Below are 15,095 nucleotides of genomic sequence, written 5' to 3' on the forward strand. Positions count from 1 at the left end.
TCCGATGGCCGGGACGGCCATCGGACCGGGCAGGCGACGACCTCAGCCCGGCTGCCATCCGGCCTTCGCGGCGCCCGCAGAGCTCCGGCCGGCACAGCCCTCAGGGGTGGACGGTGGGGTGGGTCGGGCGGGGCCAGTGGGGGCGGTCGGCGTCGCGCAGGGCCGCGGTGCGGACGGCGGCGAGCTGACGCTCCACCTCGACGAACTGGTCCGCCGGCAGCGGGCCCCGGTGCAGGGCTGCGGCGTTCTCCTCGACCTGGGCGACCGTACGGCAGCCCGGGATCGGGATGGTGCGGCCGCTGCGCGCCCAGATCCAGCCCAACGCGCCCTGGGCGAGGGTGCGCCCGTCGGCGGTGAGCGCGGCACGGACCGCGCCGACCCGGCGCAGCCACTCCGGTGCCGGCCGGCCGCCCCGGAACCACTCCAACCAGCCCGGGGCCAGCCCGCGTACGTCGTCGCGGGGCAGCGTCGACGCGGCCGTGTACTTGCCGGTGAGCAGCCCCATCCCGAGTGGACCGGTGTTGACGCTGGCCAGGTCGTACTTGTCGCAGACGGCGAGCAGCTCGGGGGCGTCACGCAGCACCGACAGGGCGTGTTGCACGGCGGTGGCGCCGGCGGCGGCGTGCCCGAACGCGGCGGCCCGGTCGGGGCGGTCGGTGCTCCACCCGTACGCGCGGATGAGGCCCTCGGCCACCAGGTCCTCGCAGGTCCCGATCAGCGCCTGCGCCCTCGGCACCGACAGGTCGGCCAGGTGCAGCTGATAGAGGTCGATCCGGTCGGTGTCCAACCGGCGCAGTGAGGCGGTCACGGCACTGCGCAGGTACGCGGGCGAGGCGTCCTCGCCGGTGGCCTGCCGGCCGGCCTCGTCGAAGGTGTAACCCCACTTGGTCGCGATCACGGCGTCGTCGCGGCGACCGGCGAGCGCACGACCGAGCACCCGCTCACCGTGCCCGGCCCCGTACGTGTCGGCGGTGTCGAACAACGTGATGCCCAGGTCGAGTGCCCGGCGTACCGCCCGCACCGACTCGTCGTCGTCGACCGCACCCCAGCCCAGCGGCTGGGTGCCCTCCGCCCAGGGCCCGCCGATCGCCCAGCACCCCATGCCGAGGGCGCTGACCTCGATGCCGCTGCGCCCCAACACCCGTGTCGTGACTGCCATCGGCCGATCGTGCCACCTTCGGCGGGCCGGGGCGTAGCAGATCCGCGGGCGGACACGGGGGTGCACGGAGACGGTAACGGTGCGGCATGATCAACGCCATGCGACGGCTCGGGGTGGACATCGGTGGAGTGATCATCGAGCCGGCCGACGACGACGCGGACACGTCGTTCTTCGGCGCGCACTACCTGCGTACCCCGGCCGTCGTCGGGGCGTTCGACGCGCTCGCGGCGCTCGGCCCGACGTTCGACGAGGTACACCTGGTGTCCAAGTGCGGGGAGGCCACCGAGCGGCGTACCCGGGAGTGGCTGGCCCACCACGACTTTCCGGCCCGCACCGGCATCCCGGTCGAGCGGGTGCACTTCTGCCGCACCCGACCGGACAAGGCGCCGATCGCCGGGCGCCTCGGCCTGACCCACTTCGTGGACGACAAGCTGGAGGTGCTCGGCTATCTCGACTCGGTGCCGCACCGCTTCCTGTTCCGGCCCCGCAAGGCCGAGGTCGCGGCACACGCCGCGCTGCTGCCCCGCGTACGCCGGGTGGAGAGCTGGTCGGAGCTGACCCCGCTGTTGCGCGCCGACTAGCCGGACCGGTGTGGAGGCCGCGCGACCGGCGCGGCGCGGCCGGCGGCGGTCAGGACGGCCAGGCGCGGGCGAGCAGGTCGCGGGTGTCGCCGAGCAGCTGCGGCAGAACCTTGGTGCGGCCGATCACCGGCATGAAGTTCGCGTCGCCGCCCCAGCGCGGCACCACGTGCTGGTGCAGGTGCGCGGCGATGCCGGCGCCGGCCACCCCGCCCTGGTTCATGCCCAGGTTGAAGCCGTGGGCGTTGCTGACCTTGCGGATCACCCGCATGGCGGTCTGGGTGTACGACGCCAGCTCGGTGGTCTCCGGCACGTCCAGGTCGGTGTAGTCGGCGACGTGCCGGTAGGGGCACACCAACAGGTGCCCCGGGTTGTACGGGTAGAGGTTGAGCACCACGAAGACGTGCTCGCCCCGGGCCACCACCAGGCTCTCCTCCGGGGGCAGCTTCGGCCCCCGGCAGAAGGGGCACCCGGTCGGCTTCTCGTAGCCCTCGGCCGGGCGGTCCTCGCCGGAGATGTAGGTCATCCGGTGCGGCGTCCAGAGCCGCTCCAGGCCGTCCGCCATGCCGTCACTGTCCGTGTGCCGTTCCGCCCCTGTCACGAGCCGATCCTACGGAGCCCCGCGGGCACGCCGCGACACCCGCCTTCGGGAAACCCGGGACTGCAAGTTCTTGACGGATCAAAACCGAAGCGTGAAACTTCCATGCATCCACGTACTTCCATGCATTGATGGAGGGCTCCATGTTCCGACGGCTCGGCAGGTTCCTCGCGGCACTGGCGTTGACCGCCGCCACCACAGTGGCCGGCGTCACCCTCACTGCCGGCGCGGCCCAGGCGGACGGCTGCTACACCTGGGGACGCACCCTGTCCCAGGGGGCGTCCGGCGAGGATGTCCGACAACTCCAGATCCGGGTCGCCGGCTACCCCGGCTACGGCGCGGTGCTCACCCTCGACGGCGCGTACGGCCCGGCCACCCGATCGGCGGTGATCCGCTTTCAGCAGGCGTACGGGCTGCCCGCCGACGGCATCGCCGGCCCCCAGACGTTCAACCGGCTCTACGCCCTCCAGGACGACGACTGCACCCCGGCCAACTTCAGCTACCCCGAACTGAACAAGTGCAACAGCGACTGGTCCGGCGGCGCGGTCTCGGCGAGCACCGCCCGGTTCAACGCGCTCGTCTCGATGTGGAAGCTCCAGGCCATGCGGCACGCCCTCGGCGACGTGTCCATCGCGATCAGCAGCAGCTTCCGCAGCTACGCCTGCAACAGCGCCGTGGGCGGCGCGTCGAACAGCAGACACCTGTACGGCGACGGGGTGGACCTGGTCGGCTCCCCGTCCTTCTGCCGGCTGGCGCAGCAGGCCCGCAACCACGGCTTCGGGCAGATCCTCGGCCCCGGCTACCCCGACCACAACGACCACACCCACGTGGCGGCGGTCGGAGGCTGGTCAGCGCCCAACTGCGGCATCTGACACCCCGCACCGCGCGCGGGCCTCGCGGCGCCGGTCCCTCCCGCGCGGGCCTCCCGGCGCCGGTCCCTCCCGCGCGGGCCTCCTGGCGAAGATCGCGCTCGAACATGGAAGTAGTGGCCTCCAGCACCGGGGAGGCCACTACTTCCTGGATCGAGCACGATCATGCGGCGAGCAGGCCACGGCACGCGGAGCGCGGGGGGGGTTCCGCTACTCGGCGGCGGCGGACGGACCGATGTTGGTCCGTGAGCTGACCACGTCCAGCACGTGGGTCACCGCCTCGGCGACCGGCACCCCGTTGCGCTGGGAGCCGTCGCGGTAGCGGAAGGAGACAGTGCCGGCGGCCACGTCGTCGTCGCCGGCGATCACCATGAACGGGATCTTCTGCTGCTGCGCCGTCCGGATCTTCTTCTGCATCCGGTCGTCACCCGCGTCCACCTGCGCCCGGATGCCCTCGGCGCGCAGCGCCGCGACGAAGCCGTGCAGGTAGTCGGTGTGGTCCTCGCGGATCGGAATGCCGACCACCTGCACCGGCGCCAGCCAGGCCGGGAAGGCACCCGCGTAGTGCTCGGTGAGCACCCCGAAGAACCGCTCGATCGACCCGAACAACGCACGGTGGATCATCACGGGCCGCTGCCGGCTGCCGTCGGCGGCCTGGTACTCCAACGCGAACCGCTCCGGCTGGTTGAAGTCGACCTGGATGGTGGACATCTGCCAGGTCCGGCCGATGGCGTCACGGGCCTGCACGGAGATCTTCGGCCCGTAGAACGCCGCGCCGCCCGGGTCGGGCACCAGGTCCAGACCGGAGGTCGCCGCGGCGGTCCGCAGCGCTTCGGTGGCCTCGGCCCAGTCCTCCTCGGCCCCGATGAACTTGGGCGAGTCGTCCCGGGTCGACAGCTCCAGGTAGAAGTCGTCCAGGCCGTAGTCGCGCAGCAGGTCGAGCACGAAGCTGAGCAGCGTGGACAGCTCGCCGGCCATCTGCTCACGGGTGCAGTAGATGTGCGAGTCGTCCTGGGTCAGGCCGCGGACCCGGGTGAGGCCGTGCACGACGCCGGACTTCTCGTACCGGTAGACAGTGCCGAACTCGAACATCCGCAGCGGCAGCTCCCGGTACGACCGCCCGCGCGACCTGAAGATCAGGTTGTGCATCGGGCAGTTCATCGCCTTGAGGTAGTAGTCCGCGCCCTCCAGCTGCATGGGCGGGAACATGGTGTCCGCGTAGTACGGCAGGTGACCGGAGGTCTGGAACAGCTGCGCCTTGGTGATGTGCGGGGTGTTGACGAACTCGTACCCCGCCGCCTCGTGCCGCTGGCGCGAGTAGTGCTCCATCTCGCGGCGGATGATGCCGCCCTTGGGGTGGAAGACCGCCAGGCCGGAGCCGATCTCGTCGGGGAAGCTGAACAGATCGAGGTCCGCGCCGAGCTTGCGGTGGTCGCGCCGGGCGGCCTCCTCCAACAGCTTCAGGTACGCCTTGAGCTCGTCGCGGGTCGGCCACGCGGTGCCGTACACCCGCTGCAGTTGGGGGTTCTTCTCCGACCCCCGCCAGTACGCGGCGGCGGAGCGCATGAGCTTGAACGCGCCGATCAGTCGGGTGGTCGGCAGGTGCGGACCCCGGCACAGGTCCGACCAGCAGACCTTGTCCTCCTTGGCGTCGAGGTTGTCGTAGATGGTCAGCTCGCCGCCGCCCACCTCCATCACCTCGGCGGTGTCCAGGCCCTCGCCCTTGACCTCGATCAACTCCAGCTTGAACGGCTCGTCGGCCAACTCCGAGCGCGCCTCGTCCAGGCTGCCGAAGCGGCGGCGACGGAACCGCTGCCCGGACTTGATGATCTCCTGCATGCGCTTCTCGAGCTTGCTGAGGTCATCGGGCTGGAACGGCTTCTCGACGTCGAAGTCGTAGTAGAAGCCGTTCTCGATGGGCGGACCGATGCCCAGCTTGGCCTCGGGGAAGATGTCCTGCACGGCCTGGGCGAGGACGTGCGCGGTGGAGTGGCGCAGCACGTTGAGCCCGTCGGGCGAATCCAGGCTGACCGGCTCGACAACGGTCTCCTCGGCCGGCGCCCAGTCCAGGTCGCGCAGCTGACCCTCGGGGTCGCGGACCACGACGATCGCCTTGGGGCCGTTCGCGGGCAGTCCGGCCGCGGCCACCGCGTCGGCCGCCGTGGTCCCGGCGGCGACGACGACGGGGTCGGCCACGGCGGGGGTACGGGGTGCGGACACGGTGACTCCTCCAAGTGGTACGAAACGGTGCCGATCCTCGGCTCCTGCCGATGCTATCGGTCGCCCCGCCCGCGACCGGGAAGGGCACCTCCTTACCGCCGACGTTGAACCTTTCGCGCCTCGCAGCCGAACTAGAAGGTGTGGCCGGAAACCGGTGCCGGCCGCGTCGACACGGATGGGGGCACGAGATGGCGAGCACGTACGGCGGTGGCCGTCTGCGGCGGATCGTGGCGGCGACCGCGGTGACCGCCGCTGGGCTGCTGCTCTGGCCTGGCACGGCGTACGCGGCGGACGTGACGACCACCCCGACCGAGGCCCGGCAGGGCGAGGCGGTACGGCTGGAGCTCAGCGTTCCGGAGGAACGGGCCGGCACGAAGACCAACCAGATCGAGGTCCGGCTGCCGGCCGACGCGCCGATCGCCGAGGTCTACCCCATGTCGGTGAACGGCTGGGCGCCCCGGATCAGCTCCCGCACCCTGGACAAGCCGGTGGCCGGTATCCACTCCTCCGGGGTGAGCACCGTGACGACAGCGGTGACCTGGGTCCGGGTCGGTGAGAGTGACCCCGGCCCGGCTCGGCTGGCGCTCTCCATGGGGCCGATGCCGCAGGCCGAGCGGCTCACCTTCGAGGTCGTCCAGACGTACGCCGATGGCACCGTGGTCCGGTGGGCGGACGCCACCGGCCCGCACCGGGCCCCGACGCTCGCCCTGCTGCCGGCGGCGCCCGGCGCGGCGGGCCCGGCCGCACACGGCGGGCATGCCGGCCCGGCGGCCGACGCGCCGGCCGGCGCGCAGAACGGCGTGGACGCCGCGCCGCCGGCCCGATCGGGCAGTGCCGACGAGGGCAGCGCCGACGGGATGTTGGCCGCCGGCCTGCTGGCCGGGCTCGGTGGCGGCGCGGCGATCGGCTGGCTGGTCAGCCGTTGGCGCCGACGCGACCCGGACGAGGCCAGCGCGCTCGCCGAGGTGACCGGCGGCCCGGACGAGGCCGCGACGCTGGCCGAGATAACCGGCCGCGGGAACGACACCGCGACGCCAGACCCGACGCCCGCCGACCCGCAATCCGCCGACCCGCAGGCCAGCGACCCGCAGCCCGCTGTTCCCGCAGCATCGCGGTGATCCACGCGGGTTCCCGGGGAACCGTGGCGTCCCCGCCGCCCGGACAGCCCGATCGAGCGGTGATCCACTCGGCTTTCAGGGAACCGCGGCGTCCCCGTCGCCCGGATGACCCCGATTTGCGGGAAGCCGAGTCGATCATGCCCAGCGCAGGTGCAGGACAGCCCCGACGCAGGCAGGGCAGCCCGGGGCGTCAGGGGAGCCAGGCAGCCCGGGGCGTCAGGGGAGCCAGGTAGGTAGCGGCTCGCGGGCGGCCAGCCACTGTTCGGGCACCCCACCCGGGGTGCCGATGCCGGTGTGCGCCGCCACCACCGCTCCGGCGATGGCGGCGGTGGTGTCCACGTCCCCGCCGGCCCGTACGCACGTCTCGATGGCCGCCGGATAGTCGTCGAGGTGGGTGGCGGCCACCCAGAGGGTGAACGCGACGGTGTCCTGGGCGGTCACCCGGGAGCCGTTGCCGAGCGCCTCCACCACCCGGGGCAACGGCCGGCCGAGCAGCCCGGCAGCCCGGTGTACGCACCGGTGCACCTCGGTGCCCGGGTCGAGTGCGGCGGCGATCCCGGCGAGCAACCGCTCCGGGGCCGGCCGGTGCCCGTCGAGGCGGGCCCGGGAGGCCAGCGCGGCGGCGACGGCGACGGCGATCGCGCCGGCGATCCCCTCCGGGTGCGCGTGCGTCACCTCGGCGGACGCGCGGGCCTGTGCCGCGGCGCGCGCTGTCGAGTCGGCGAAGTACGCGCCCAGCGGGCCGACCCGCATCGCCGCGCCGTTGCCGCAGGAGCCCTGCCCGTCGAAGGCGGAGGCGGCGGCCAGCGGCCACGGGGTGCCGTCACGGATCAGCCCCAGGATGAGCATCGCGCCCGCGCCGTAGCCTCTGCGCTCAGTGCGTCGCTCGGCGAAGGAGAGGGCCAGCCGGTCCCGGTCGATGCCACCGGAGTCGGCCAACTGGGCGAGGACCGAGCAGGCCATCTCGGTGTCGTCGGTCCATTCCCAGGGCGCCGGCGGCAGCGCGTCGGCGGCGAGATCCACTGGCGCCGGCCCCGGCAGGAAGTACTGCGCGCCGAGCGCGTCGCCGGTGGAGAGACCGGCGAGGCTGTCCCGGGCGAGCGCCAGGCGGGCATCGGCGAACAGGGTGAACGACATCGTCGTACCAGCTTGCCCGGTCGCCAGGCACGCCGCAACGCGATCAACTTGCCAGGCCAAGTACGGTCTTGTCGTGGCCTCCGTGCTCCTGGTCGAAGACGATCACGTCGTACGCGGCGCGATGCTGCGGTCCCTCACCGACCGGGGGCATGCCGTGCACGCCGTGGGTACGGCGTTGGACGCCCTGCGTCGGGTCGCCGCGGAGACACCCGACCTGGTGGTGCTCGACCTCGGCCTACCCGACCTGGACGGCTCGGACGCGCTGCGGATGTTGCGCGGCATCACCGACGTTCCGATCATCATCGCCACCGCCCGCGACGACGAGCAGTCGGTGGTCAAGCTGCTGCGCGCCGGCGCCGACGACTACATGGTCAAGCCGTTCACCGGGGCACACCTGGACGCCCGGATCACCACAGTGCTGCGCCGGGCCGGCCGGGCCAGTCGGTCCGTGCAACCCGCGGTGCACAGCGTCGGCGGGCTGCGGGTGGACGTGGGCGAGCGCAGCGCCCAGCTCGACGGGGAGCCGCTGGCGCTGACCCGCAAGGAATTCGACCTGTTGGCGTATCTCGCCGCACGACCTGGGCGGGTAGTGTCCCGCCGGGAACTCTTGGAGGAGGTATGGCGGCAGCCATCGGTCGGCGAGGATCAGACCATCGACGTTCACCTGTACTGGCTCCGCAGAAAGATGGGCGAGTCCGCGGCGAAGCCGCGCTACCTGCGCACCGTGCGGGGGGTCGGATTCCGGCTGGTGGCACCGGACTGAGGACGGCGCTGGCCCTGCTCACGGCCGGCATGTGCAGTCTCGTGGCGCTCGCGTTCCTGATCCCGCTCGGGCTCAGCCTGCGGGAGCAGAGCCGGGACGAGGCGATCGCCGACGCGGCGCGGCGCAGCGCCCTGGTGACCGGCGCGCTGGCGGTGAGCACCGACCCGGCTGTCGTCGAGCGTGCCGTGGTGGCCAGCGCCGAGGGCGCACCCACCCGGCCCGTGGTGCACGGGTTGGGGTTGGACGAGTCCGCTGGTCGGGCCAGCGGCAGCGACCTGGACCGGGCCCGCTCCGAGCGCCAGTCGTTGGTCGTCGACGTCGACGGGGGTGTGGCCCGGCTCGACCCGGTCGTCCTCGGTGACCGGACGGCAGTGGTCGAGGTCTTCCTTCCGGAGTCGACGCTGGGCGAGGGCGCCGGCGGCACCTGGTTGCTGCTGTTCGCTGTCGGTGCGGCGATGGCCGGCGCGGCGGTGCTGGTGGTCGACCGGGTCGCCGCCCGCGCGGTGGACTCCACCCGCGGTCTGGTCAAGGCCGCGCTCTCCATCGGCGACGGCGACCTCGGCGTACGCGTCGAGCCGACCGGTCCGCGCGAGCTGGCCGAGGCCGGGTACGCCTTCAACCGGATGGCCGACCGCCTGGACGCCGCCCGGACCGACGAGCGGGAGCTCGTGGCCGACCTGTCGCATCGTCTGCGTACCCCGTTGACGGTGCTGCGGTTGGACGCGGAGGCGTTGGAGTCCGACGACACCAGCGTGGGTTCGTTCAGCCCGGCGGAGTTGGACAGGCTGCGCGGGATCCGGCGGATCCGGCAGGCGATCGTCACCCTGGAGGGTGAGATCGACGTGCTGATCAAGACCACCCGTAAGACGGTGGCGCTCGAGGCCGGGCCGGCGATGTGCGACGTCAGCGAGGTGGTCCGGGACCGGATGGTGTTCTGGGCGGCGTTGGCCGGCGACCAGAACCGGCCGCACCGGGTCAACGGCGCCCAGCTGCGCATCCCGGCGCCGGTGCCGCGGGCCGAACTGGCCGCCGCGCTGGACGCGGTGATCGGCAACGTCTTCCGCTACACCCCGCAGGGCACCGCGTTCGAGGTGGCGGTGTCCCGGCGCGACGGTTACGTGGCGATCCGGATCGACGACGCCGGCCCCGGCATCGCCAACCCGGACCGGGCGCTGCGCCGGGGCACCAGTGACCAGGGCTCGACCGGGCTCGGGCTGGACATCGCCAAACGGGTCGCGTTGCAGGCCAACGGTTCGGTGAGCATCGACCGCGCCCGGCTGGGCGGCGCCAGCGTGGTGATGCTGCTCGCCGACCCGGAGGCGACGCCCCGGCAGGTCAGCCGCTTCGGTCTGGTCGGTCGGATGGCCCGCGACGCCCGCGACACGAAGGCCACCGGACGTCGCTGGCCCCGCCAGCGCCCCACCGACGACTGACCCGGCCGAACCCGGGGCTGTGCGCCGGCGCAAGTCTTCCTTAGATCGCGGTTAACGACCGCGTTGGATCGGCTGCGGGCTGACAGGATCACAGCACGAACCCACCAGTTCCACCGGCCGAGCGCACCACGCACCCACGGCCGGTGGAGCCGCGCGCGCGGCGGGAGTCACAGGTCCCCCCACACCCACGCTCCCGCCGCGCGCCCTGCTCAACGAACCGGGCAACCGGTCACCCGAGCGGGCGACCAGCCCAGCCGGCCGATCAGGTCAGCCGGCGGTGGCGAGGTACGCGTCGATCTCGGCGAGGATCCGCTGCTGGCCGGCGGCGTCCAGGAAGGACGCGGTCACGGCGTTGCGGGCCAGCCCGGCCAGCCCTTCGGCACCGACGCCGAGCAGGCGGGCGGCCACCGCGTACTCGTCGTTGAGGGTGGTGCCGAACATCGGCGGGTCGTCGGAGTTGATGGTGACCAGCAGCCCGGCCTCGACCAGCCGGGGCAGCGGGTGCTCGTCGAGGGTGGCCACCGCCCGGGTACGGACGTTGGACGTCGGGCAGACCTCCATCCCGATCTGCCGCTCGGCCAGGTACGCGAGCAACTGGGGATCCTGCGCGGCGGAGATGCCGTGCCCGATCCGCTCGGCACCCAACTCGTTCAGCGCGTCCCAGACGGTCTGCGGCCCCGTGGTCTCCCCGGCGTGCGGCACCGAGCGCAGCCCGGCGGCGCGGGCCTGGTCGAAGTACTGCCGGAACTGCGGTCGGGGTACGCCGATCTCCGGACCGCCCAGACCGAAACTGACCAGCCCGTCCGGGCGCTCGTCCAGCGCGATGCGCAGCGTCTCCTCGGCCGCCGGCAGGCCGGCCTCGCCAGGGATGTCGAAGCACCAGCGCAGCTCGATGCCGAAGTCGGCCAGGGCGCGCTTACGGGCGTCCTCGATGGCCTCGCAGAACGCCGGCGCGGGAATGCCCCGTCGGACGTGCGAGTACGGCGTGATGGTCAGCTCCGCGTACCGGACCTGTTGGCGGGCCAGTTCGCGGGCCACCTCGTGGGTGAGGATCCAGACGTCCTCCGGGTCGCGGATGAGATCCACGACGCTCAGGTAGACCTCGATGAAGTGCGCGAAGTCGCGGAACTCGAAGTAGTTGGCGAGCGCGTCCGGGTCGGCCGGCACGGGGGTGCGCCCCTCGTGGCGGGCCGCCAACTCGGCGACGATCCGGGGCAGGGCGGAGCCGACGTGGTGCACGTGCAGCTCCACCTTGGGCAGGCCGGCGATGAAGGTGGACAGGTCGGTCACTGGTTCTCCTGGGCATGGTCGCCGGTGCGGGCGACGACGAAGACGCGGCGGAACGGGAAGTACACCTGACCCTGCCGCACCGGGTACGCCACGGTGAGCCGTACTCCCAGCTCGGAGCGGAAGGCGGACCAGCCGGCGGCGTCCAGTGCGGCCCGGACCGGGCGCAGCGCGGTGCCCTCCATCCAGGCCAGCACCGGGTGCTCGGCGGCGGGTCGAGCCGGCAGCAGGTGCACGTAGGTAGTCTCCCAGGCGTCCACCGCGCAGCCGGCGGCGGTCAGCAGCTCCGCGTAGTCGGCCGGGTCGTCGACCGGGTCCGCACGCAGCAGCGGGGCGACCTCGGCCCGCCAGGCCGGCCGGTTGGCGACCTCCCGCAGGGCACGGTGCGAGTCGGCGGCGAAGTTGCCGGGGACCTGCATGGCGAGCCAGGCGCCGGCGGGCAACTCGGTGGCCCAGCGGCGCAGCAGCTGCTGGTGGCCGGGAACCCACTGCAGGGCCGCGTTGCTGACCACCACGTCCTCGTCGCCGGCCGGGCACCAGTCGCGCAGGTCGGCGACCGCGAAGTCGACCGGCGCGCCGAGGGCCTCCGCCCGCTCGATCATCTCGGGCGAGGAGTCGAGGCCGCGCACCCGGCTGGTCGGCCAGCGTTCGGCGAGGACGGCGGTGAGCTGGCCGGGGCCGCAGCCGAGGTCGACCACCGCCCGGGGTCGCTCGGCCGGGATCCGGGCGAGGAGGTCGTGAAACGGCCGGGATCGCTCGTCGCCGAAGCGCAGGTAGGTCGTCGGGTCCCACATGGTCGCCTCCAAACCGTACGTCCGTACTGCTAACGGTACGGCTCGCGTGGCAGGGTGGCAACCCGATCACTAGGCTCGGGTCATGGAACAGCGCAGCTTCAACCGGCTCGGCCGGACCGTTGGCGCGGTCGGCCTGGGCGCGTGGCAACTCGGCGCCGACTGGGGCACCGTCAGCGAGGACGACGCGATGGCGGTGCTCGCCGCCGCCGTGGACGCCGGGGTCACCTTCCTCGACACCGCCGACGTGTACGGCGACGGCCGCAGCGAGCAACTGATCGGCCGCTTCCTGCGCACCCGACCCGACGCCGGGCTGACCGTCGCCACCAAGATGGGCCGCCGCGTCGAGCAGCGCCCGGAGGCGTACACCCTGGCCAACTTCCGGCAGTGGACCGACCGCTCCCGGGCCAACCTGGGCATGGACACCCTGGACCTGGTCCAGTTGCACTGCCCGCCCACCGAGGTCTTCTCCTCCGACGAGGTCTTCGACGGTCTGGACACCCTCGTCGCCGAGAAGGCCATCGCCGGGTACGGAGTCAGCGTCGAGACCTGCGACCAGGCCCTCACCGCGATCGCCCGACCGGGGGTGGCGAGCGTCCAGATCATCCTCAACGCGGTCCGCCACAAGCCCCTGGAGCGGGTGCTGCCAGCCGCGGCCGCAGCCGGTGTCGGCATCATCGCCCGCGTGCCGCTCGCCAGTGGCCTGCTTTCCGGTCGTTACGACGAGCACACCGAGTTCCCCGCCGACGACCACCGCAACTACAACCGGCACGGCGCGGCCTTCGACGTCGGCGAGACGTTCTCCGGAGTCGACTTCGACCGAGGTCTGGCCGCCGTACGCCGGCTGGCCCCGCTCGTCGACGCGGACCGCACGATGGCGCAGTTCGCCCTGCGCTGGGTGTTGGACCAGGCGGGCGTCACAGTGGTCATCCCCGGCGCCCGCGACGCCGACCAGGCCCGACGCAACGCCGCCGCGGCGGCCCTGTCCCCGCTCACCGACGAGCAGTTGGCAGCCGTCCGCGAGACCTATGACGAGCTGATCCGCCCGCAGGTGCACGACCGGTGGTGACCCGCGCGCCCGAGGTGCTCGCCTCACGCCGCCCGGCCGGCGATTCTGGACGGCGGCGCGCCGCCCCGGGCGGCGGAGAGGGGACGCGATGAGGGGTTGGCTTCCGCTCACCCTCGGCCTACTGGCCGTGGTGATCGGTGCGGTGTGGACGGTCCAGGGTCTCGGCTACGTCAGCGGCAGCGTGATGACCGACGAGAAGATCTGGGCGGTGATCGGCCCGCTCGTGACGGCGGCCGGGCTGGTGGTGCTCTGGCTCGGCCTGCGCTCGCGTCGACGCTGACCCGCCCGCTGCACCGGCGAGCCTGAGGCTGACCGCTCGCCGCACCGCGAACCCGAGCAGGCGAAAGCCCCGCATCCCAACCGGGATGCGGGGCTTTACCGTGACCCTTGAGCCGGATCGTCCCACTGGCCGGCGGGGGCCGGCCGTCCTACTCAGATGGGACGGACCTGCTCAGCCTGCGGGCCCTTCTGACCCTGAGCGATCTCGAACTCCACCCGCTGGTTCTCCTCCAGCGAGCGGTAGCCGCTGGTCTGGATGGCCGAGAAGTGGACGAACACGTCAGCACCCCCACCATCGACGGTGATGAAGCCGAAGCCCTTGTCAGCGTTGAACCACTTCACGGTTCCCTGAGCCATGTGTTTCTCCCTCTAAAAACTGGCGGCCGTGCACGCCGTCCGGCCGATTGGCCGTTTTTGAGCAGCGGCGCCTGAGGCAGCCCCACGAAGGAGACTTCTCTCAACCCACGCCATCTCGCAACAGCGGGGACCAGCAAATCACGGACGTAAAAAGTCTGTCACGACCTCTCCGACGAATTTCTCCGACATGTGACCTGACGGATGCCTCAGGTGCGCTGGGCGGCGCGCGATGCCATGCGAAAGCCCCCTTCCCATCGATGCGGGAAGGGGGCTGAAGTCGCTGCTGGTCAGTCCGGCCAGCTGCCGGTCATCCGGCGTACGCCGACCGCGCCGCCCCGGTCCACGGCGGCCCGGACGACCGCGAAGATGGCGCCCTGCAACGCCGCGGCGGCCAGGATCTCGCCCCAGCCTCGATCCTCGTCGGTCGCGTTGGGCGCCTCACCGTCGCCCGCGGTCACCTTCCAGACCTGCCGGAAGATCGCCCCGGCCACCGTGCCCGCGGCGATACCCAACAACACGCCGACCGGCCGGTACGCGACCCTGCCGATGCTCTTACTCACCTACGCCTCCCCCGCACGATCATCAGCACCACCACTGTGGCCACCGCGCCGGCCGCGATGGCCGCCCACGGCACCGGGTTGCGGCGCACCAACTCGCCCTTGTCGTACGCCTGCGCGCGTACCAGCTCACCCTTTTCGTACGCCTGCGCCCGCGCCATCCCGGCGCCACGCGCGGCCTGCCCGCGGACCCGGGCGACGGTCTGCGCCGCCTGCTCCCGCATCCGCTCCTTGGCCTGCTCGGCGGACTCCTTCAGACGCGCCTTGACGTCGGCCTTGGCGGCCAACGCCTCCATCGTCTCGCCCAACTCGACCCGGGTGCGACGGATCTCCTCGCGGAGGGCCTCCGTGTCGCCGGTCCCGTTACCGGTCATTGCCGCCCCCTGTCCTTCACCGCGGCGGTGACGGTGTCCATGTCTGCCCGGAGGCTACGGACCGTGGCCGCCGGCACCGGCGGGACGGCACGGCTGACCTGCTTCTTGCCCACCAGGGCGAGGATGCCGGCCACCAGGAAACAGGCCACCGCCACGATCAGCGCCGCGGCCCAGGCGGGCAACACCAGGTCGAGCAGCAGGATCGCCGTGGCGACCAGCGCACCCAGACCGAAGAACGCGAGCGCGCCACCGCCGCCGAACAGGCCGATCCCGATGCCCGCGTGCTTACCCTTCTGGGTCAACTCCGCTCGGGCCAGCGTCAGTTCGTCCCGTACGAGGCGGGAGATCTGCTCAGTGGCCCGCTGCACCAACTCGGCGGTGGAGGGCTCGCTCCCGTTCTGGGATGTGCGGGCTTTCGCCACGTCAGCCATGCTGTCCTCCTTTCCTCATCACCGCGCTGTATGCCCGAAGTCGCCGCTCGTCAATCCTAAAGCGCGCCAAGCAGC

General features: G+C 72.4%; 17 protein-coding genes. 7 read left to right on the plus strand and 10 right to left on the minus strand.

Annotated features, from left to right (window positions below; genetic code table 11):
- Positions 1-100 precede the first annotated feature (100 nt).
- Entirely contained in the window at positions 101-1,159 is a 1,059-nt protein-coding gene (locus OG992_RS09890) for an aldo/keto reductase (protein WP_266303044.1), read from the minus strand.
- An 86-nt stretch (positions 1,160-1,245) separates the two neighbouring features.
- Between OG992_RS09890 and OG992_RS09895 the strand changes: the two genes are divergently transcribed.
- Positions 1,246-1,740 (plus strand): hypothetical protein, encoded by a 495-nt coding sequence (locus OG992_RS09895; protein ID WP_238682955.1) that lies wholly within the window; start codon positions 1,246-1,248, stop codon positions 1,738-1,740.
- A gap of 49 nt (positions 1,741-1,789) precedes the next feature.
- Here OG992_RS09895 and OG992_RS09900 read toward each other — a convergent pair whose 3' ends face one another.
- Entirely contained in the window at positions 1,790-2,302 is a 513-nt protein-coding gene (locus OG992_RS09900; RefSeq protein ID WP_196930193.1) for an HIT domain-containing protein, read from the minus strand.
- Between the two features lie 176 nt (positions 2,303-2,478).
- Between OG992_RS09900 and OG992_RS09905 the strand changes: the two genes are divergently transcribed.
- The gene (locus OG992_RS09905; RefSeq protein ID WP_238682954.1) at positions 2,479-3,207 is read left to right on the plus strand and encodes a D-Ala-D-Ala carboxypeptidase family metallohydrolase; all 729 of its coding nucleotides are present in this window, start codon (positions 2,479-2,481) and stop codon (positions 3,205-3,207) included.
- A gap of 207 nt (positions 3,208-3,414) precedes the next feature.
- Here OG992_RS09905 and thrS read toward each other — a convergent pair whose 3' ends face one another.
- On the minus strand, positions 3,415-5,424 hold the full coding sequence (thrS, locus tag OG992_RS09910) for a threonine--tRNA ligase (protein WP_266303045.1): 2,010 nt from the start codon (positions 5,422-5,424) through the stop codon (positions 3,415-3,417).
- 188 nt (positions 5,425-5,612) lie between these two features.
- Between thrS and OG992_RS09915 the strand changes: the two genes are divergently transcribed.
- On the plus strand, positions 5,613-6,542 hold the full coding sequence (locus OG992_RS09915; protein WP_266303046.1) for a DUF1775 domain-containing protein: 930 nt from the start codon (positions 5,613-5,615) through the stop codon (positions 6,540-6,542).
- 216 nt (positions 6,543-6,758) lie between these two features.
- On the opposite strand, the gene OG992_RS09920 is transcribed toward OG992_RS09915, so the two are convergent.
- Positions 6,759-7,679 carry an ADP-ribosylglycohydrolase family protein gene (locus tag OG992_RS09920; RefSeq protein WP_266303047.1) on the minus strand — a complete coding sequence of 307 codons (921 nt, stop codon included), beginning with the start codon at positions 7,677-7,679 and terminating at the stop codon, positions 6,759-6,761.
- Between the two features lie 73 nt (positions 7,680-7,752).
- Here OG992_RS09920 and OG992_RS09925 point away from each other — a divergent pair, with 73 nt between their 5' ends.
- Together OG992_RS09925 and OG992_RS09930 are read left to right on the plus strand one after the other, a co-directional pair.
- On the plus strand, positions 7,753-8,442 hold the full coding sequence (locus OG992_RS09925) for a response regulator transcription factor (protein ID WP_091401712.1): 690 nt from the start codon (positions 7,753-7,755) through the stop codon (positions 8,440-8,442).
- Between the two features lie 29 nt (positions 8,443-8,471).
- Positions 8,472-9,875 carry a HAMP domain-containing sensor histidine kinase gene (locus tag OG992_RS09930; RefSeq protein ID WP_238682950.1) on the plus strand — a complete coding sequence of 468 codons (1,404 nt, stop codon included), beginning with the start codon at positions 8,472-8,474 and terminating at the stop codon, positions 9,873-9,875.
- Positions 9,876-10,142: 267 nt separating this feature from the next.
- On the opposite strand, the gene OG992_RS09935 is transcribed toward OG992_RS09930, so the two are convergent.
- Together OG992_RS09935 and OG992_RS09940 are read right to left on the minus strand one after the other, a co-directional pair.
- Positions 10,143-11,165, minus strand: a complete 1,023-nt coding sequence (locus tag OG992_RS09935; RefSeq protein ID WP_238682949.1) for an adenosine deaminase — start codon at positions 11,163-11,165, stop codon at positions 10,143-10,145.
- Positions 11,162-11,956, minus strand: coding sequence for a trans-aconitate 2-methyltransferase (locus OG992_RS09940; RefSeq protein ID WP_238682948.1), 795 nt, complete (start codon positions 11,954-11,956; stop codon positions 11,162-11,164). Before OG992_RS09940 ends, OG992_RS09935 begins: the two co-directional genes overlap by 4 nt.
- 82 nt (positions 11,957-12,038) lie before the next feature.
- On the opposite strand from OG992_RS09940, the gene OG992_RS09945 reads away from it, so the two are divergent.
- Both OG992_RS09945 and OG992_RS09950 read left to right on the plus strand, forming a co-directional pair.
- Positions 12,039-13,022 (plus strand): aldo/keto reductase, encoded by a 984-nt coding sequence (locus OG992_RS09945; protein ID WP_091401706.1) that lies wholly within the window; start codon positions 12,039-12,041, stop codon positions 13,020-13,022.
- Between the two features lie 88 nt (positions 13,023-13,110).
- Positions 13,111-13,302, plus strand: coding sequence for a hypothetical protein (locus tag OG992_RS09950; RefSeq protein WP_238671989.1), 192 nt, complete (start codon positions 13,111-13,113; stop codon positions 13,300-13,302).
- A gap of 152 nt (positions 13,303-13,454) precedes the next feature.
- Here OG992_RS09950 and OG992_RS09955 read toward each other — a convergent pair whose 3' ends face one another.
- The 4 genes from OG992_RS09955 to OG992_RS09970 all read right to left on the minus strand — a co-directional run bounded on the left by OG992_RS09955 (position 13,455) and on the right by OG992_RS09970 (position 15,020).
- A complete protein-coding gene (locus OG992_RS09955; RefSeq protein WP_030338233.1) occupies positions 13,455-13,658 on the minus strand; it encodes a cold-shock protein in 204 nt (67 codons plus the stop codon).
- A gap of 287 nt (positions 13,659-13,945) precedes the next feature.
- On the minus strand, positions 13,946-14,218 hold the full coding sequence (locus OG992_RS09960) for a DUF4235 domain-containing protein (protein WP_130400249.1): 273 nt from the start codon (positions 14,216-14,218) through the stop codon (positions 13,946-13,948).
- Positions 14,215-14,589, minus strand: coding sequence for a DUF3618 domain-containing protein (locus OG992_RS09965; protein ID WP_196927356.1), 375 nt, complete (start codon positions 14,587-14,589; stop codon positions 14,215-14,217). Before OG992_RS09965 ends, OG992_RS09960 begins: the two co-directional genes overlap by 4 nt.
- Complete coding sequence (locus OG992_RS09970; protein WP_030338239.1) at positions 14,586-15,020, minus strand: phage holin family protein; 435 nt, start codon at positions 15,018-15,020, stop codon at positions 14,586-14,588. The genes OG992_RS09965 and OG992_RS09970 overlap by 4 nt, the downstream gene beginning before the upstream one ends.
- Between the last annotated feature and the right edge of the window lie 75 nt (positions 15,021-15,095).

This window comes from Micromonospora sp. NBC_00362 (assembly GCF_026342155.1).
Taxonomy (GTDB): domain Bacteria; phylum Actinomycetota; class Actinomycetes; order Mycobacteriales; family Micromonosporaceae; genus Micromonospora; species Micromonospora hortensis.